We start from the raw sequence: 17,868 nt of genomic DNA on the forward strand, positions 1-17,868 counted from the left end.
CCGGAACGAAGGCCTCGTCGACGCAAACTTCGCGCGGGCGGACCTGGTACCGTGCAAACGGTATCCAACTGAGCGAAACACATAGAAGAAAAGTCAGGACATTGGCATCACGGCATTCCGTCGCTAAAAGGCCCGAGGATGGGCGGTGGTAGCGGTCGGCTCGTCCGCACCCACGGCCGGTGCGAAGGAGAGACGAGATGATGGACGTGTTCGAAGCCCTACGCGCGAGCCATGACCGCCAGCGGAGCCTCGCGCGGTCGCTCGTCGGCGCGAACCGAACGGCAGAGGAGCGCGAGGCCTTGTTCCAGGAGCTCAAGGTCGAGCTCGCCGCCCACGCCGCGGCGGAGGAGCGCTTTTTGTACGTCCCGATCCTCATGACGGATCGAGGCCTCTCGGTCGCTAGGCACGCGATGGCCGAGCACCACGAGATCGACGAGCTCGTCGATCAGCTCTCGGTCCAGAACAAGAAGGCGCCCACCTGGCTCTTGAAGGCGAAGAAGCTCTCGAAGGCCATCCACCACCACCTCAAGGAGGAGGAGAAGGCCTTCTTCCAGGTGGCCGGGAAGGTGCTCGACGATCGCGAGAAGACCTCCTTCGCCAAGAAGGTCCTCCGTGAGCACGCTCGCATGAAGGAGGCGCTCGCGAGCGCCTGAGGGGTCAGCGGAGCGCGTTGCGGCGCGTCCAGCTGCCCGGCTCGTAGCGGTACTGCCCACCCTGCTGGAAGTAACGGGGGCCTACCCACTGACCTCCGCCCGCGCTCGCGTCCCAGTGGCCCGGGATCCATGCATACTGCATCCCCGTCCAGTGCCAGTACCCGGGGACCCACGCGGCGTGCGGCTGGGGGGGCGTGGTGCGCGATTCGGCGATGGGGGCCGGCGGGGGGCCGCTCACCACGACGCCGCGCGAAGGCCCCGTCTCGGCCGTAGCAACGCAGCCCGCGAGGGGGCCGAGCGCGAGGGCGAAGAGGCCGAGCACGACGGCACGTTGGAGGTGGAGGGAGGGAGTGGAGGTCGCGAGCTTCATGGCGTGCACCGCTTGCCTTCGGGCGTCGACGGAGTCGTACGGTCACCGTGCAGGCGGGATTCCCATCACCCCGCCGATTTTCATTCCATACCTCGCCCGCGGGTCGCGCAAGCTCGGTCGGGCGCCTCGCCGAAAAGAGTGGTCAGGTGTGGTACACGCGCCGACGCTCTACTTGGCGCTCGGGAGCGGCACTTTGACCGTCGAGCGGACCGACGCCTTCTCGTGGGCCACGAGGAAGGGCATCGTCACCTTGCGCTTGACCGGCACGCAGACCGCGTGAGTCTCGGAGTCGCACACGACGATGTCGACCTCACCGACGAGGCTCGCCTCCGGGGTGCCCTTCGTCGCGACGACTCGCACGTCGAACCCCGAGGCCACGTCGCGCCCCTTCGCGCGCATCTCGGGGGGCACCTCGGCGAGGCCTTCGCTCGTGGTCCAGCGGAGGCGAAAGGGCGCGTCGTCGTTCACGGCGGTGCCCTTCGGTGTGTCCCACGTGACGTGCACGGTGGTGTCGGCGCGATCCGAGATCGTCACGACCGGGACCTCGACCGGCTCGTGATGCGTGGGGATCGGCGCGGTCGGAGCTTGTGCGGTCGCAGCCTGTGCGGTCGCGGGCGCGCTCGTCGATGGGGCGGCCTTCTCGCGGGAGCAGGCCGAGAGGAGCGCGGCAAAGGCCACCGCGGCGATAGAAAGAGAGCGCATTCGGGCGAGTCCTAGGGCGAGAACGCGCGGCGGTCGTGATCCTTCCCGCGCGTTCGTCACGTGCCGAAGGGAATGCCTAGGGCACGCTTGTCCCATAGTCCACTCTCGCCTTCGTTCGTCGGGTTCCCCGGGGCGTCGTCCGCGGCGCGCCCGAAGAAGTCGAGCAGCTCGTCGCGCCGGGCTTGGGCATCGGCCCGGCCCATCTCGATGAGGCGTCGGCAGAACGGGCCGTCGAAGAGGAGGTAGCTCGCGAGGTCGGACTCGTCGCCCGCGCCGACGTCGAGGAGGGAGAAGAGGCGCTTCGTGAGGAGCGGATTCCCCTGGAATTTCCCCTTCCGCACGTGCTCCGCGGCCATACGACCGATGTCCTCGCTCGGGCGCACGGTGACGGCGTGCACGTGCCGGTACGGCCTCCCTCCGCGCTTCATCGCGTGCGCGCTGACGCTGTCGGCGAAGCCCGGGCCGTACGCCTTCGTTCCGTCTTCGATCACGTGGTTCAGGCGCGTGAGCAGCTCGATGTCGACGTCGACGTGATCGAGGAGGAACGCGTTCAGCACCTTCCCGAGGAGGAACGCCGCCCCGGGGGCGTGGGGGCCGTCGCCGGAGCCCTCGGGGGCCACCATGCCGCGCACCTCGCGCGAGCTGCCGATCGCGAACACGTGGGTCGCGCCGAGCGCGAGCGCGGGGGCGATGGGGGTGTTCTGCCGGAGCCCGCCGTCGAGGTAGAGGTGATCGTCGATCCGGACGGGCGGGAAGAGCAGGGGGATCGCGGCGCTCGCGAGCGCGTGGACGGGCCCGATGTGCGCTTGGCGGTAGAGCGTCCGCGGCGGGGGCAGCTCGGGCATCGCGACGTGCGGCGCGGTCTGCATGAAGACCACGGTGCGGCCCGTGGCGACCTCGGTCGTCGAGATGGCGAGCGCGCGCAGCCGCTGCTTTCGGATGGAACGCGCGACCGCCCGCCACGAGATCTCGCGACCGACGAGATCGGCCATGGGGCGCACGTCGAAGAGGCCGGTGCCGTCGCTCCCGCCGCCCATGACGAGCTTGGGCAGGCCCACGAACTGCCGCATGCCGAAGCCGAGCACCCGCGTGAGCTCGAGCTCCGTCCACAGGTGCACGAGGCGCCGCAGGCCGAGCACCGGATCGGCGAGGTGCGCCGCCAAGTAACACGCGTTGATCGCGCCCACGCTCGTCCCGCACAAAATGTCGATGCGCGGAGGGCCGCCGCGAAGGCGCGCGAGCTCCTCGAAGACGTACGAGAGCACGCCCACCTCGTACGCCCCGCGCGCGCCACCACCCGAGAAAATCATGGCGACACGTTTCGGGGAGGTTTCGGGGCTTCGAGGCTCGATCATTGTCGTCTTTCGTAAGGAAGTACGGGTATTTACGGCATCGAAGGGGCCGACGGCCGCTTGACCGTGGTGCCCGTCTCGGCGAGCGGCGAGGGGGTGGCGTCGAACAGCGCCGCGACCATCGGACGCTCGGAGAAGCATCTGCGCAGGCGGGCGTCGCGGATGGTCTCCATGAGGGCCGTGGCGTAGTCGACCGTGCGCTGCCTCGTGGTGGCCGCTTGGGGAGAGCCCGCGCGCTTCAGGGCGTCGGCGCACAGGGTTCGGATCTCGAGGCCGTACTCGGTGCCTTGGAGCGTCTCGACCGCGCCGAGGGCCGTGGTGGCGAGGAGCGTGGCCGAGTGCACCTCGCCCGCGTCGACGCGCGCCGACGCCTCGATGGCGAACGCGTAGAAATGGTACGCGACGAGGGCCTGGTTCTCGGCCATGCGGCGGGCCTCGACCGCGAGCGTGATGGCCTTCTGGGGCTCACGCTGGGCGCGCGAGATCGCCGCACCGACGACCAGCGCGTGGGCCTTGTCGTAGGCGTTCGCCGTGGCCTCGCAGAGGTCGAGGCCCTCTTTGTGGAACGCCACGGCCTCGTCGAGCGCGCCCGTGTCGAGCGCGACCTCGGCGCTCACGAGCAGGGTGTCGGCGCGCCCGTCCTTGTCGCCGTAGCGTTCGTGGGCGTCCCGCGCGCGTTTCAGGTACGCGGCCGCGCGAGGCATGTCGCCGAGGCGCGAGTAGCTCTGACCGATGTTGGCGAGGGTCTTCGCGAGCTGGAACCTGCCCCCGACGGAGAGGTCGATCTGGATCGACTCGAGCGCGAGCGCGATGGAGTCTTCGTAGCGGCCTTGAACGAACATCGCGAAGGCGAGGGCGTTCTTCGCGCGGGCCTCTTGGCGGTGCGCGCCGTGCCGGCGGTAGATGGCGATCGCCTCCACGTAGTCGACCATGGCCTCGCGCACGCGCCCCACGCGACGGAGGAGGACGCCACGCGACCGGAGCGCGTCGGCGCGGAGGCGAGGGGGCACGTTGGGGTTCACGTTCGGATCGCACGCCGCGAGCGCACGGTCGGCGGCCGCGAGGGCACCTTGCACGTCGCCGAGCTCGCGCGACAGCTCGCTCACGAGGGACTCGGCCTCGATCTCGAGCGTCAAGAACCCCGCTCCACGGGCGATTTGTGCGGCCTTTCGCGCGATCGGGAGCCCGTGGGGGAGCTTGCCCTCGTCGAGGTCGAAGCGGGCCGTGCGGAGGAACGCGAGGCACACCGAGCGGGGCGAGGCGACCTGGCGTGCACACGCGCGCATGCCCTCGAGCTGCGCGACGCGGTCTCGCTTGCGACCGAGCATGCGGAAGATGCCCTCGAGCGCGTCGTGGGCGAGCAGGCGGCGCGGGTCGTCGATGGTGAGCTGGAGGAGGGCGCGTTTGTAGTACCGGACGGCGAGGTTGGTCTGGTACGTGGTGCGCGCGGCCGTGGCGGCCTCGAGGTAGAAGTGCGACGCGCGCTCGCCGTCGTCGCCGCGGGCGAAGTGGCTCGCGACGATCGCCGCCGACACGCCCCTCGCGACCTGGGTCTGCGCGAGGTGCTCCCCGAGGGCGCGGTGCATTCGCGTGCGGGCCTCCGGGCGGAGGGCGGCGTACGCGACGTCGCGCGTGAGCGGGTGGCGGAAGTCGACGTCGGTGCCTTTTTTGTCGCACAATCCGCGCTCGCAGAGGCGCCCCAACGGCTCGTGGACGGGGTTTCGAGCGGACGTCTCGATGGCGAAGAGGCGCTCGAGATCGGCGACGCCGAGGGGGCCTCCGGCGATGGCGAGCCAGTCGACGATGAGTCGCTCTCGCGGCGCGAGCTCCTCGATGCGGTCGGCGAGGAGCTGCTCGAGCGTCTGCGGCAGGAAGAACTCGCGGTCGCCGTCCTCCGAGCGTACGAGGGCGTCCTCGCGGATCTCGAGCAGGCCGCGCTCCAGCAGGGCGTCGACGAGCTCGAGCAGGAAGAACGGGTTGCCGCCGACGCGTGGCAGGAGCTCGGCGCACACCGCGCGCACGCCCTCTTTGACGCCGAGCCGCGCCTCGACGAGCCTCACCTGCTCCTCGGCCGACAGCCCGTGCAGCTCGATGCGCACCTTGCCCTCGAGGAGCGCGGAGATGCGCTCGTCGGGCCGGGTGACGAGGAGCGCGAGAATCGGCAATGATTCCGATGATTTGAGGAGATCGGTGAGGAGGTCGAGGCTGGGTTTGTCGGCCCAGTGCAGGCTCTCGGCGACGATGACGAGCGGGTTCTCTTGGGCGAACGCGCCCACGAGGGTGCGCACGCTCGCGAGGAGGAGGCGCTTCTGGTACGCGGCGTCGTCGGCGTCGCCGTGGCCCGCGATGCGGCTCGTGACGAGCTCGGCGAGGCGGGTGACGAGCGGGTTCTGGGCCTCGACGCTCGCGTCGACGGCCATGGCCTTGCACACGAGCCCCACGACCTCGTCGAACGACTCGTCGCCTTTGATGCTCAGCGCCTGCCGCACGAGCTCGGCGATGGAGGCGTAGGGCACCTCCATGCGGACCGGTGAGCACTCGACGCGTACGACACGCGCGTTCGGAGGGAGGTCGTGGGTGAAGGCCGCGACGAGGGCCGACTTTCCGATCCCGAGCTCCCCGAGCACGACGCGTGTGCCGAGTCGCCCACCGCCCGGCGCGTTCACCGCGGAATGGAACGCCGCGAAGAGCTCGGCCTTCTCGGCGTCGCGACCGACCAGCGCGCTCTCGAGCCCCTCGGCCTCGGACTCCTTCTCTTCGCGGGAGAGGCTGCGCTCGAGCGTGTAGATGCGCATCGTCGGCGGCAGGTTCGCCACCTTCGTGTCCTCGGGGAAATCGAGGCTCGGCGCGTCTCCCCAGCGAAAATCGCCGCGGACGAGGCGATAGAGCCCGCCCGCGACCCACGTCTTCGCCTTGGGCGTGCGGGTCCCGAGGAGGTCGGCGAGGTAGGTGACCGGGTCGTGCAGCGTGTACCGCACGAGGTTTCCGTCGCGGTCGCGGAGCCCCGACGCGATGCCTCGCACGATGGCCATGGACGCCGACACGGGGAACGGGAGATCGTCCTTGATGGCGGCGATGGCCTCGTGCGTCTCGAGGGCGAGCCAGGCCGAGTCGCCCGGCGCGCGCGCGTGGCGGGACGTGAGGCCGAGCACGGCGCGGGCCTGCGTGTCGCGCGTCCACTGCCAGCGCGCGCCGCGTTTGTACGCCATGTCCTCGAGGGTGGGGCGCAGCTTGGCGATCGAGCGCGTGAGCGTCGCGAGGGTGGCCTCGTCGGCCTCGCCCTCGGGGGTGAAGTCGAGCGTGACGAGGGCGATGTGGCGCACCTCGCGGTGCTCGCCGTTCTTGCGGGGCAGGCGCGCGCCGTTCATCGACGCCGGCGTGGGCTCGTTCGCCTCTCCCTTGGCCGAAGGCGCCGCGGGGTTCGTCAGCTCGGGGCTCGGGGAGGCCGCGACCTTGGGCTCGGGGCGCTCCCGAAGCGGGCGCTTCTTGGGCAAAAACGCCGTGATCGTGGCCTCGAGCGCCGCGGCGTCGACGAGCTCTTGGCGGGCCAAGAAGGCGCGACCGATGGCCGACACGAGCTCTCGACCCGTAGCGTAGCGATCGTCGGGGCGCGGCGAGAGCGCCTTCATGACGATGTCCTCGAGCTCGCTCGGCACGTCCATCACGAAGGTGCTCGGCGGCTCGACACGACCCGTGCGGACGACGTCGAGGAGGGCTTGGCCCGTCGCGCTGCCATGGAGCGGGCGGCCGGCGAGGCACTCCCACAAAATGACCCCGAGGGCGTAGAGATCGCTCCTCCGGTCGACCTTCTCGCCGCGGGCCTGCTCGGGCGACATGTACCCGTACTTGCCCTTGATGACCCCCTCTTCTTGCTGGAGGAAGCGGGCGCTCGCGATGCCGAAGTCGGCGATTTTGACGCTGCCGTCGTACGACAGGAGGATGTTCTGAGGAGAGACGTCGCGGTGGACGATCTCGAGCGAGGCGCCGCCGTCGTCCTTCTTCTCGTGCGCGTAGTGGAGGCCCTTGGCCGCCTCGGCGATGACGTAAGCGCACACCCACGGCGGGAGCCTCACGCCCTTCGTGCGGGCGGCGCCGACGAGCATGCCGAAGTCGGGCCCCTCGACGTACTCCATCGCGAGGATGTGCCCTTCGGCGCCCTCGTTCGAGAAGTCGTACACCTGCACCACGTTCGGGTGGTTGAGGCGGGTCGCGAGCTGGGCCTCGTCGATGAACATCGACTGGAAGCGCCTCGAGGCCCCGAAGGTCGGGAGGATGCGCTTGACGACGACCACCTTGTAGGTGCCTTCGGCGCCACGCTTCTTCGCGACGAACACCTCCGCCATCCCGCCTTCGCCCAAGCGGCGGAGGACCTCGTACTGCGCCAGATGCGTGGGGATAGGGGGATCGGTCAAGGCGGCACGCGAAGGAACACACTGTAGGGGAAAGGCTCCTCCCCCGAGGAGCCGAAGCGCGGCACACGGGCCTTCGCTCATGATAGCTCGGGTTTCGCCCGTTGCGCACGCGTTCGGCTCCGTCTCGTGGCGGTCTCGCCCTCGCGTAGTGCGCCGTGGGGGCGGGCTCGGGCGAATGGGTCTCGCGCGACGGGGGAAGGCGAGGTAGTTCTAAACGCTGTCCCATGGATGCCTTGCCTCCGCCGACTGCCGAGGGTCTGCTGGCCAAGACGCCGCTCGCGCACGTGCTCGTGTACGTGATGGAGCGTCGCATGACCGGGTCGCTCGAGCTGCGCCGCCCCGATGGGGGCGCCGGTACGGTCGTGTTCGTCGAGGGCATCCCCCAAAAGGCGCGTACCTCCGACGGAGTCGCCACGCTCGGCGCGATCCTCGTGGAGCACCGGGTGATCACGCCCGAGCAGGCCGCGCAGTCGATCGAGCAGCGCTTTTCGACCGGCGTACTGCAGGGGCAGATCCTCGTGACGATGGGGGTCATCGGCCACGACACCCTGCTCGGCGGGCTCACCGCCCAGCTCGAGGCCAAGCTCCTCCACCTCTTCGAGTTCCCGTTCGACTCGCATTTTGCCTTCTACGAGGGCCACGACACGCTCTCCGGCTTCGGCGGGAGCGAGATCGTCCAGGTCGATCCGCTCCGCGTGCTGTGGGGCGGCGTGTGCCGAAATCCCTCGTGGGACCACGTCAACGTGACGGTGGCTCGCGTTCAGGCGATGGGCATGCGCCTCGCCGCGCACGCCGCGCCCGAGCGCTGTGGGTTCGCGCAGGGCGAGCTCTCGGCCGCCGAGCAGATGCGTCACCGGCCGGTGCGGATGGCCGAGCTCGCGACCATGGGCCTCACCGTCCCGCACATGGCCCAGCTCCTCGCGTATTTCCTGCTGATCACGAAGCAGCTCGAGCTCGTCGACGCGCCCGAGCCTTCGCGGATGGCGCCGATGCCTCCGCCGGCGAGCCAGCAGGTCGCGCGTGTGCAGCTCCAAGCGCGCCAGGTGACCCGTGGCCCGGCCATCGTCGAGGAGCACGTCCCGGTGCGCCCGGACTCGCGCATGAGCCCCATGCCCCGCGCCTACGATCTCCCGAACGACCTGAGGCCGGTCGTACCCCCCGCCGCGCCCATTCCGGCCGAAGCGGCCGCCGTACCCATGCCGCTCGGTGCGCCGCGCTCGCCCATTCCCCCGCCTCCGGCGTCGGGGCCTCCGTCGTCGTCGAGGCTCTCGGCCGCGCCCCCCTCGGTGCGCATGTCCGCCGCGCCGCCCGCCTCGGTGAGGCCCGGTGAGGGCCCACGATCGAGCCCGCCGGGCCGCGTGGCCGAGGACGGCCTTCGATCCAAGATCCTCACCAAGGCCGATACGATCGACCAACAGAACCACTACGAAGCCCTCGGTGTGGCGAGCACGGCCCCGCGCGAGGACATCCAAAAGGCGTTCATCGCGCTCGCGAAGGTGTGGCACCCCGACAAGCTCCCATCGGCCATGTCCGACGTCCGCGACGCGTGCTCCAAGGTCTTCGCGCGGCTCAGCGAAGCGAACGCGGTCCTCACCGATCCGGCGCGCCGCGCCGACTACGACAAGGCGCTGAAGGATGGCCTCGGCTCGGCCGACGAGCAGCAGAAGGTGCAAGAGCTCCTCGAGGCGTCGAACAACTTCCAGAAGGCCCTCATCTTCCTCAAGAGGAACGACACGGCGCAGGGCGAGGAGCTCGCGCGGAAGGCCCTCGCGGCCGACCCGGAGCAGGCCGACTACCTCGCGCTCGTCACCTGGCTCGACTCGCAGAAGCCCACGAACCAGAACCGCGACAAGACCCTCGCGCTCATCACCAAGCTCGACGAAGCCATCAAGCTGAACGCCAACTGCGAGCGCGCGTACTTCTACCGCGGCATGTTGCACAAGCGCGTCGACAACATGAAGGCCGCCATCAAAGACCTCAAGAAGGCCGTCGAGATCAACCCGCACAACCTCGACGCGGCTCGCGAGATTCGCCTGCACGGCATGCGCGCCACCGCCGCCCAAGCGCCCAAGGCCGACTCGATCGGCGGGCTCTTCGGCAAACTTTTCAAGAAGTAACGCGAGGTCGACGGAGGTGGGTAGAGGTGCGACGGCGGGGCTCTTCGGCCTCGCGTGGGGCTCGCTCGCCGTGGTGGTCATGGCGTCGTGCGTCGCCCCGAAGGCCGTCCCCTCGTGGCCGAGCGGCATCGAGGCGGGGCCGGCCAAGCTCGAAGAGCCGCGCGCGGCCGAAGGCGGAGCCGATGGGTCGAGCGACGTGACGACGGACGCGGGAGGGGACGTTCACGCCGCGAGCGTGGACCCCTTCGGGCTCGAGCCTGGCCTTCGTGGGGAGCGTGTGCGTGTGCGGACCACCGCGTGGGGGCGCTCGGCGGTGAACGTCGGGCCCGGGTTCGACCTCGAGCGGCCGACGCTCGCCATCGTGTATGCTACACCTAACGGCAACACCCTCGAAGAGACGCTGGGGCGCCGGCGGGCCGACGGAGAGGCGTTCCGGTACGACATCCAGCACGTGTTGGCTCAGACGAGGCTCCTCCGCGCCGCGATGCCCGACACGAACGTGGTGCTCGCGGTCGTCGAAGAGAAGGGCCTCTCGTGGCCCACGTGGGTCAAACACGAAGGTCGCCCGACCGCACGATCGGTGCTCGCGGAGCCCATCGCGTTCGTGCCGCGCGCATCGGTCGTGTGGGCATCGCACAGCGGAGGTGGGTCGCTCGTGCTCGCCGCCATCCAAGAGGCCCCGATCCCGAGCGAGGTCACGACCGTGGCGTTCCTCGACTCGCACTACGCGTTCGAAGAGGGCAGCGGCCACGGAAGGCGCCTCGCTGTGTGGCTGCGAGCGAACGAGGCTCACCGGCTCGTCGCGATCGCCTACGACGACCGGCGAATTCGGCTCCACGGTCGGCCCGTGGTCTCGAAGAAGGGTGGCTCGTTCCGCGCCACGGACCGCCTGCGCGACGCGCTCCGCCACGAGGGGTTTCCGCTTTCGCACGACCACGTCGGGCCCTTCGACAGGTACCTCGCCCTCGGCGGGCGCGTCGACCTGCGTGTGCACCCGAACCGCGAGAACCGCATCTTGCATTCGGCCCTCGTGAGCGACGAGAACGGCTTCGCGTTCGCCGTGGCCCTGGGGCGTGGCCCGCGCGTGGAGGCCGCCGCGCGTTTCGGGAGACCGCGGCTCTTTGCGGCCTACGAGGATGACGCTCCTCCCGCGAGCGCGCCGAGCGGCGACGGGGGAGCCCTCGCGGGTGAGAGCGCGTCGGTGGGCCCAGCCCCGTAGGCGTCACACCACGCTTTCGGTCTCGTGTCGCGCGAGCGCTCGCGCCCCCGCGGAATTCGTGGTCTACCGTACGTATGCCGCGAACGTCCTCCCTCCGCGCGATCCTCGTCGTGTCGTGGGTGGGCGTGGCCTGCGGCGGCACGAACGCGGGCACGTCGCGGGGCCTCGAGCCTCGTACGACCGCGCAGCCACCGGCGACCGTCAGCGCTCCTCCCGTGGCCCTCGCGAGCCCAGAGCCTCGCGTCCATCGAGCGCCGCGCGCTCTCCGCGTGCTCTTCGAGGGCAACGACAAGGTGCCCTCGAAGGACCTCCTCGCCGCCATGCTCATCGACAAGGACACTCCGGATACCCGCGGTATCGCGAATGCCCAGGTCCTCGAGCGCGACGTGCTCTTCCTGACGGCCCTCTACTACGACCGGGGCTACCTCCAGGTCGCCATCGAGCCACCGCGGCTCGAGCACACCGACACGTCCCTCGATGTCCACGTCAAGGTGGCGGAAGGTCCGCAGTTCCGCCTGGGGAAGCTCGTGATCGAGGAGCGCCTCGACGGCAAGGTCGTCGCTCCGCTCGGGGGAAAAGCGGGGCTCCGATCGAAGATCTCCCTACGCGAGGGCGACGTCTTCGCGCGGGACGTCTTCGTGCGAGAGTTGCAGGAGGTTCGGCGGATTTACCGTGACGCAGGTTACGCCAACGTGCAGGCCGATCCCGAGACCTCGCTCGACCTCGCGCGGTCCGTCGTGAACGTGACCGTGCCGATTCGCCGCATGGGGCACACCACCATCGCGCGGATCCGAATCGTCGCGCCCGACGCCACGCACGCGGCGATCCGGCAGGCCCTCCACGTGACCGAGGGGCAGGCGTTCAACGAGACCGCGCTCGAGCGCGCGAAGGTGCAGCTGCTCGCGCTCGGCCTCTTCCGGCGCGTCGATCTCTCCCTCCAGGCCGTGCCGAGTGACACCTTCATTACCGTCACGATCGAGGCCGAACCATGACTCGCCGCGCGCGATGGGGGAGCTCCGTGGTGCTCGTCGTGGCGCTCGGCGCGCTCCCGGCCGAGGCGCGTGCCGACGTGCTCGTCGACCGCATCGTGGCCGTCGTCGGAGCTCGCGCCATCACCCTGTCCGAGCTCCGGCTGCGCCTCGTCCCGTTCCAGAAGCAGGTCGACGCCCAGAAGCGATCGGCCGGCGAGCGCGCGGCCGCCTACGCGGCCCTCAACCGAGAGCTGCTCGATCGCATGATCGACGAGGTCCTCCTCGCAGAGGCCGCGAAGGCCGCGAACGTCGTGGTCGAGCGCGAGGAGATCGATCGGGCGATCGCCATGATCGCGGCGCAAGGCAACGTATCGCCGGCGGAGCTCCTGTCGGAGGCCGAGCGCCAAGGTATGCCTCAGGCCGCCTACCGCGCCGAGCTCGGGAGGCAAATCCTCGAGATGAAGCTCTTGCAGCGTCGATTCCCTCGCCAGGCCGCCGCGAGCACGAAAGAGCCTGCGGCGCTCCAGCGTGAGCGGGTGGCGTGGCTGCGAGCGCTCCGCGAAGCGACCTACGTGGACGTGAGGCTATGACGCGGATCGAGCACGTCGCCGTGGCGCTCTTGCTCGCGCTCCCCGGGTGCAGGCCGAGCTCGCCCGCGGCCGCCTCGTTCGTGCCTCCCGTGGCTCGCCCTCCCGTGGCGAAGACCGTCGATCCGTGCCCGTTGCCGGCGGACGAGAAGAAGAGCGCGACACGCGACGACATGATCGGCGCGAAGGTCGCCGGTGTGTGTTTTCGTGGGAGAGAGCGGCTCTCCGAAGCCACGCTTGCAGGCACCCTCGACTCCAAGGTCGGCGGCACCTTCCATCCCGACATCGTTCGCAGAGACATCCAGAGCCTCTTCGCTCGAGGTGGCGTCGACGACGTGGAGGTGCACGCCTCGCTGACGCCTCGAGGGGTGGTCTTGGTGTACACGGTTCGTGAACGTCGGCCCGTCGTCGTAGAGATCGTGGGCGGAGAGTCGCTCACTCCTGACGAACGAAGGGCAGCGACCGACGTGGGGGCTGGCTTGGACCTCGCGCGCGTCCGCGCGACCGCCGACGTGCTCGCCGAGGCGTGCCAAAAACACGGGAAACGCGCCACGCGAGTCACCTACGAGATCACCCCGTCGGGCCAAGGCTCGAAGGTCACCTTCGTCGTCGAAGAAGGTCCGTAGGGCCCGTACCTGCGAGGCGCCCTCACGAGAGGGACAGCGTGTCGGCGAGGACCGCCATGCCCGAGACGAAGAAGTAGAGCGGATCGAAGCGGGCGCGCACCTCGGCGCTCGAGCCATCGAGCTCGTCGAGGAGCTTCAGGATGGCGTCGGCGCGGAAGAACGGAAGATCTCGGAACCTGCGGCTCGTGACGAGGTCGCGCGTGAGCTCGGCGATGGCGCTGCCGGGGCCCGTGACCCCGGGTGGCGCATGGAAGGGCTGCTTTCGTGCGTCGCGGATCTCGCGCGTGACGACGTCGGCTACGGCGAGCCTGAGGAGGGCCTTCTCGCGCCCCTCGCGGAAGAGGAGCTCGCGCGGAAGATCGCGCACCGCCTCGAACAGGCGATGATCGAGGAACGGGAGCCGTTGCTCGACGCCGTGGGCCATGTCGAGGCGCTCCGCGGCGAGCACGTAGCCGACGAAGTGGGTCTTCATCCAGAGGTAGGTGAGGGCTCGGAACGGCTCGGCGCGCGCGAGGCGACCCAGGGGCATCGTGCCGAGGAGGTCCCGGTACGGGTCGATGCGCGTGTGGCGCGAGACGAAGTCGGGCGCGAGCAGGCCCCTCACGGTGTCGACCTTCTCGCCGAGGTACGCGAGCGTCTCCCCCGAAAAGCCCACCGCGCGGAGCACCAGCGCGAGGAGCGGGGAGAACTCGCCGATGCTCGAAAATGCGCGTGAATTCATGGGGTTGAAGGCGCTCTTGACCCTCTCGCCGAGGGTACGCGGCGGGCCGCTTCGTTCGCCGAGCGCGGCGCGTAGGAAGGCGTACCCCGCGAAGAGCTCGTCGGCACCTTCGCCTCCGAGCACGACCTTGAGCCCGGCGTCGCGGACCGCGCGGCTCAAGAAGTATCGCGCCGGGGCGTGCCCGTTGTACGGCGGGATCTCGGCGACCTCGACGCCGGCGCGGAAGTCGTCGGCGAACGCGCTGCGCGGGACGTGGACCACGTCGAGGGGCACACCGGCGTGGGCGGCCATGCGTGCCGCGGGCCCCTTCTCGTCGAACGCGTCGTCGTCGAAGGAGACCGTGAACGCGCGCAGCCCGCGTGCGCCGAGCCTCTGCGCGAGCCCGAGCACGGACGACGAGTCGACCCCGCCCGAGAGGTAGCACCCGATAGGGACGTCGGCGCGGAGCCGCGTGCGCACGGCGTCCTCGAGGGCGAGCCCGACCTCGTGCACGGCCTCGGGCAGGCTCGTCTTGCGCGTGCGTCCGCGTGCGGGGAACTCGGCGTCCCAGTACGATCGGAGCGAGACCTTCCCGCCCTCGACGACGAGCGTGTGACCCGGGGGAACCTGGCGGACCTTGTGGAAGAGCGTGCGGTCGTTCGGGAGGGCGAGGTGCATCGCGCGGTAGACGCCGTCGTCGTCCCAGACCGCCGGGAGCCCCGCGGCGAAGAGGGCCTTCGCCTCCGAGGCGACCAGCACGGCGCCCTCGTGCTCGGCGTAGAAGAGGGGCTTGATGCCGAAGCGGTCGCGCGCGCAAAAGAGCCTGCCCCGGGCCTCGTCCCAGATGGCCATCGCGAGCTCGCCGCGGAAGAGCCGCGTGCAGTCGTCGCCGAGCTCGCGGTAGGCGTGGAGCGCGATCTCGCTGTCGGAGCGGGTCCGCACGTCGTGGCCACGCGCGCGGAGATCACCGAGCAGGCGCACGGAGTCGTAGATTTCGCCGTTCACGACCGCCGCCGTCGCCCCGTCGGTCGACACGAAGGGCTGCGCGCCATGGGCGAGGTCGACGATGGCGAGCCGCACGTGCCCGAGCGCCGCGCGCCGGGAGGGGGCGAGGTAGACGCCGCGCCCGTCGGGGCCACGATGCGCGATGCGGTCGAGCGCGCGCGTGATGCGATCCGGCTCGACGGGGACACGCGGGGACACGATCGCGACGATGCCGCACATCAGCGAGCCTCCTCGGTGCAGGCGTGCGCGGCGAGCACGACGTGCCGCGTGGGGGCGACGTCGGGGAGCCCGGTACGGCGGAAATTCGCCTCGATCGTGAGCTCGGTGGCCCCCGGCAGGGCGCGGCAGGCACGCGCCCCCAGACGCTCCGCGATGGCCTCGCGCACCTTGGGCGCGTGCTCTTCGGCGATGGGCATCCAGGTGACACCGCCGAGGTAGCCGAGCAGGATGGAGGAGCGCATGTCGCGCGGGGCGACGCGCGCGAAGGGGACGATCTCCGGGTGGGCTCCGCTCGTGTGGACCGTGACCTCGACGGCGAAGTTGCGATCGTCGATCCAGTCGAGGAGGCGGTACTGCTGCACGAGGCCCACCGCGAAGAGCGCCCCGAAGAGCGCGGTCTGCGTGGCCCCGCCGGTCTCGGCCGTCGCGCCGCGGACGAGCGCTGCCTTGCCTCTCGGCCCGTCGAGCTCCGGCGCGCGCCACGGCGGCGTGACGAAGGCAGAGGCCATCGCGGCCGCGAGCGTCCCCACGACGGCCGACGCGAAGATCTCCGAGGGGCGCATCCGAACGGCGCGGGTGGACTTTGGTGCTCTCTTAACGTGCCGAAAGTACAGGGGAATCGCGGCGAGGCAGAGGAGGTTCGCGAAGGGCACGTCGACCGTCGCGACGATGCTCAGGTGGAGCACGACCACGCTCACGACGAGCGCACGACGGACACGCGCGTCGGACGAGAGCGCGATGCCGAGCGGCAAGAGCGGCTCGACGAAGAGCGTCGCGTAGGTGCCGGCTCGGAGCCATGGGGCCAAAGTCGGACGCATCGCCTCCGCGACGTGGCTCATGGGGAGCGAGAGCACCGCGAAGAGCGCCTCCCCCGAGCGCCACATCGGGCTCGTCCACTTGCTCGCTCCCGCGACGAAGTAGAGGAGCCCGAGGTTCGCGAGGAAGAGCCTCACCATCGTGCCGCGCACCCGCGCGCCGCGCCATCGTTCGAGGGTCGTGCGGAGGCCTCCCGCGCGCTCTTCGAGGGTGAGGGTCGCCCCCGTCGGGAGGAGCGTGAGCCAGAAGAGCGCGAGGTGAACGAGGACGTCGTCGACGCCCATCACGAGGAAATCGTGCCGGTACGTCGCGACGGCGACGAGGTAGAGCGCGAACGCCACGAGCCTCGGCCGAACGCCGAGCACCAGCAACACGGAGAGCGCACACGCGCCCGCATAGACCGCTCGGACCGCGAGGGCGCTCCGGCCGACGAGCGCGAAGAGCGGCTCGACCGTGAACGGAAAAACCTCGCGCGAGACCTCGTGCGGAACGAGCCCGTCCGGGCCATGGTAGAGGCCCACCTCGGCGAGGTGCCTCGCGAAGTACGCGAGCACCACGAGCCCCGCGGCCACACGGAACCCGTCGACCGACAGGGCCGGGACGTCACGCACGAGGGCGAGCTTCACCGCCACGAGCCACGTGCTCGGCGCGCGAAAGACCCCGCTCGGCGCGATCGCCGCCTCCTCGGACATGCCCGGAGCTTACCCCACGAGCGGGCGCGGGCCGTGCCTCGTGCTCACGACGTCGCGTTCAGCGTGGTGTAGAGCGGGAGGATGCGGGGCTCGCGCTCGGTGACCGGGTAAAATCGCTCTCGGAACGCCTCGGGGGACATCTTGGCCGTCATCGCGAGCTCGCGGAGCACGTCCTCGTCCTCGAAATCCTCACGCTTCAGGCGCACCATGTATCCCCAGGCGATGCGGTACCGATCGGACCCGAGGTCGACCATGCGGACGCGCGTGCGCCCCTCGGGGGTGAGCATGTCCGAGAAGGGGATCGCCCGGAATTTGTCGGCGTGCATGGTGACCACCGCGCCCGAGCCGCCCTCGATCACGAACCTCGCGGCCGAGTGCCCGAGGTCGCGCGCGTACTCCATGTCGAACGGGATCGGATCGGCGCAGCGGAGCTCGTAGCCGAGGTTCTTCGTGACCACGGTGAGCGGGATGCCCATCTCCTTGAGCTTGGTGCGCACGCGGTCACGCACGAGCGTCCCGATGTCGATGTCGGAGATGGCCGCGTGACCTTGTTCGTCGCGGAAGATGCCGCCGCTCTCTTCGAGGTCCTTCTCGTCGAGCACGTCGACGAGGCCCTCGGCGAGCACCGCGATGCCGTGCGGCTTGCCGCTCGCGAGCCGCTTCACCATGGCGCCGACGAGGGTGTCGGCGACGCGATCGAGCTTCACCTTCTTGCCCTTCTCGGCGAACTCTTCGCCGATGAGGGTGAGCGTGGCCCCGGCGGCCTTGCCGATGCCGAGCGCTAGGTGCCCCGCCTTGTGGCCCATGGCGACCGCGAAATACCAGCGCCCCGTGGTCTTCGCGTCCACCATGAGGTTCTCGACGATCGACACGCCGACGTGCCTCGCCGTCTGAAAGCCGAAGGTGAACTCCTCGCGGGGCAGGTCGATGTCGTTGTCGATCGTCTTCGGCACGTGCACGACGCGGAGCTCCCCGCTCGAGACCCGCGCGAGCTCGGTCGCGAGGAAACAGGTGCCGTCGCCGCCGATGCTGACGACCATGGTGACGCCGAGGTCGCGGAGCGCCTTCACGGCGTTCTCGACGCCGTTCGGGACGCGCGTGGGGTTCGCGCGCGAGATGCCGAGGTGCGACCCGCCGCGGAAGTGGATGCGGCTCACGTTCTGGATCCCGAGCGGGATGACCTTGCTCGTGTCGCCCTTCATGAGGTGCTTGTAGCCGTCGAGCACACCGAGCACCGGGACGCCCGAGAGGCACGCCCGAATCGTGGCCGCGCCGATCACGCTGTTGATGCCGGGGGCGGGGCCTCCGCCGACGACGATGGCGAGCTTGCCAGGAGGAGCTTTGATCGACATGATCGGCTCTTTAGCTCAAAACGTAACTCTGAAAAGAGGTGAGAGTGTTCTCCCTGCGTTTTGGGCAAAATTCGG

The 17,868-nt window shown here is 70.1% G+C and carries 13 protein-coding genes; 6 read left to right on the forward strand and 7 right to left on the reverse strand.

Features of this window, described 5'->3' with window-relative positions:
• The first annotated feature begins 200 nt into the window (after positions 1-200).
• A complete protein-coding gene (locus IPK71_11280; protein MBK8214320.1) occupies positions 201-653 on the forward strand; it encodes a hemerythrin domain-containing protein in 453 nt (150 codons plus the stop codon).
• Positions 654-657: 4 nt separating this feature from the next.
• Here IPK71_11280 and IPK71_11285 read toward each other — a convergent pair whose 3' ends face one another.
• The 4 genes from IPK71_11285 to IPK71_11300 form a co-directional block, all read right to left on the reverse strand.
• Positions 658-1,023, reverse strand: a complete 366-nt coding sequence (locus tag IPK71_11285) for a YXWGXW repeat-containing protein (protein ID MBK8214321.1) — start codon at positions 1,021-1,023, stop codon at positions 658-660.
• 168 nt (positions 1,024-1,191) lie between these two features.
• Positions 1,192-1,725, reverse strand: coding sequence for a hypothetical protein (locus IPK71_11290; GenBank protein MBK8214322.1), 534 nt, complete (start codon positions 1,723-1,725; stop codon positions 1,192-1,194).
• 56 nt (positions 1,726-1,781) lie between these two features.
• The gene (locus IPK71_11295; protein ID MBK8214323.1) at positions 1,782-3,080 is read right to left on the reverse strand and encodes a patatin-like phospholipase family protein; all 1,299 of its coding nucleotides are present in this window, start codon (positions 3,078-3,080) and stop codon (positions 1,782-1,784) included.
• Between the two features lie 29 nt (positions 3,081-3,109).
• Positions 3,110-7,489, reverse strand: a complete 4,380-nt coding sequence (locus IPK71_11300; protein MBK8214324.1) for a protein kinase — start codon at positions 7,487-7,489, stop codon at positions 3,110-3,112.
• A gap of 224 nt (positions 7,490-7,713) precedes the next feature.
• On the opposite strand from IPK71_11300, the gene IPK71_11305 reads away from it, so the two are divergent.
• The 5 genes from IPK71_11305 to IPK71_11325 all read left to right on the forward strand — a co-directional run bounded on the left by IPK71_11305 (position 7,714) and on the right by IPK71_11325 (position 13,009).
• The gene (locus IPK71_11305) at positions 7,714-9,606 is read left to right on the forward strand and encodes a DnaJ domain-containing protein (GenBank protein MBK8214325.1); all 1,893 of its coding nucleotides are present in this window, start codon (positions 7,714-7,716) and stop codon (positions 9,604-9,606) included.
• A 16-nt stretch (positions 9,607-9,622) separates the two neighbouring features.
• Positions 9,623-10,825 carry a hypothetical protein gene (locus IPK71_11310; GenBank protein MBK8214326.1) on the forward strand — a complete coding sequence of 401 codons (1,203 nt, stop codon included), beginning with the start codon at positions 9,623-9,625 and terminating at the stop codon, positions 10,823-10,825.
• 74 nt (positions 10,826-10,899) lie between these two features.
• Entirely contained in the window at positions 10,900-11,817 is a 918-nt protein-coding gene (locus tag IPK71_11315; GenBank protein MBK8214327.1) for a hypothetical protein, read from the forward strand.
• On the forward strand, positions 11,814-12,386 hold the full coding sequence (locus IPK71_11320; GenBank protein ID MBK8214328.1) for a SurA N-terminal domain-containing protein: 573 nt from the start codon (positions 11,814-11,816) through the stop codon (positions 12,384-12,386). Before IPK71_11315 ends, IPK71_11320 begins: the two co-directional genes overlap by 4 nt.
• Positions 12,383-13,009: a hypothetical protein gene (locus IPK71_11325; protein ID MBK8214329.1), complete on the forward strand. Its 627-nt coding sequence runs from the start codon at positions 12,383-12,385 to the stop codon at positions 13,007-13,009. Before IPK71_11320 ends, IPK71_11325 begins: the two co-directional genes overlap by 4 nt.
• A gap of 22 nt (positions 13,010-13,031) precedes the next feature.
• Here the strand turns inward: IPK71_11325 and asnB are convergent, their stop codons facing one another.
• From asnB to IPK71_11340, 3 genes are read right to left on the reverse strand one after another with little or no spacing between them, the layout of a single operon-like run.
• Positions 13,032-14,933, reverse strand: a complete 1,902-nt coding sequence (asnB, locus tag IPK71_11330; GenBank protein MBK8214330.1) for an asparagine synthase (glutamine-hydrolyzing) — start codon at positions 14,931-14,933, stop codon at positions 13,032-13,034.
• Entirely contained in the window at positions 14,933-16,441 is a 1,509-nt protein-coding gene (locus tag IPK71_11335) for a hypothetical protein (GenBank protein MBK8214331.1), read from the reverse strand. Before IPK71_11335 ends, asnB begins: the two co-directional genes overlap by 1 nt.
• A gap of 44 nt (positions 16,442-16,485) precedes the next feature.
• Positions 16,486-17,793 (reverse strand): 6-phosphofructokinase, encoded by a 1,308-nt coding sequence (locus IPK71_11340; protein MBK8214332.1) that lies wholly within the window; start codon positions 17,791-17,793, stop codon positions 16,486-16,488.
• Between the last annotated feature and the right edge of the window lie 75 nt (positions 17,794-17,868).

It is taken from the genome of Myxococcales bacterium (assembly GCA_016712525.1).
Lineage (GTDB): Bacteria > Myxococcota_A > Polyangia > Polyangiales > Polyangiaceae > JAAFHV01.

Bases quoted from the DNA above. Each gene is read 5' to 3' on its own strand.
- IPK71_11280 (MBK8214320.1), top strand. From the start codon at position 201: ATGGACGTGTTCGAAGCCCTACGCGCGAGCCATGACCGCCAGCGGAGC.
- IPK71_11285 (MBK8214321.1), bottom strand. From the start codon at position 1,023: ATGAAGCTCGCGACCTCCACTCCCTCCCTCCACCTCCAACGTGCCGTC.
- IPK71_11290 (MBK8214322.1), bottom strand. From the start codon at position 1,725: ATGCGCTCTCTTTCTATCGCCGCGGTGGCCTTTGCCGCGCTCCTCTCG.
- IPK71_11295 (MBK8214323.1), bottom strand. From the start codon at position 3,080: ATGATCGAGCCTCGAAGCCCCGAAACCTCCCCGAAACGTGTCGCCATG.
- IPK71_11305 (MBK8214325.1), top strand. From the start codon at position 7,714: ATGGATGCCTTGCCTCCGCCGACTGCCGAGGGTCTGCTGGCCAAGACG.
- IPK71_11315 (MBK8214327.1), top strand. From the start codon at position 10,900: ATGCCGCGAACGTCCTCCCTCCGCGCGATCCTCGTCGTGTCGTGGGTG.
- IPK71_11320 (MBK8214328.1), top strand. From the start codon at position 11,814: ATGACTCGCCGCGCGCGATGGGGGAGCTCCGTGGTGCTCGTCGTGGCG.
- IPK71_11325 (MBK8214329.1), top strand. From the start codon at position 12,383: ATGACGCGGATCGAGCACGTCGCCGTGGCGCTCTTGCTCGCGCTCCCC.
- asnB (MBK8214330.1), bottom strand. From the start codon at position 14,933: ATGTGCGGCATCGTCGCGATCGTGTCCCCGCGTGTCCCCGTCGAGCCG.
- IPK71_11335 (MBK8214331.1), bottom strand. From the start codon at position 16,441: ATGTCCGAGGAGGCGGCGATCGCGCCGAGCGGGGTCTTTCGCGCGCCG.
- IPK71_11340 (MBK8214332.1), bottom strand. From the start codon at position 17,793: ATGTCGATCAAAGCTCCTCCTGGCAAGCTCGCCATCGTCGTCGGCGGA.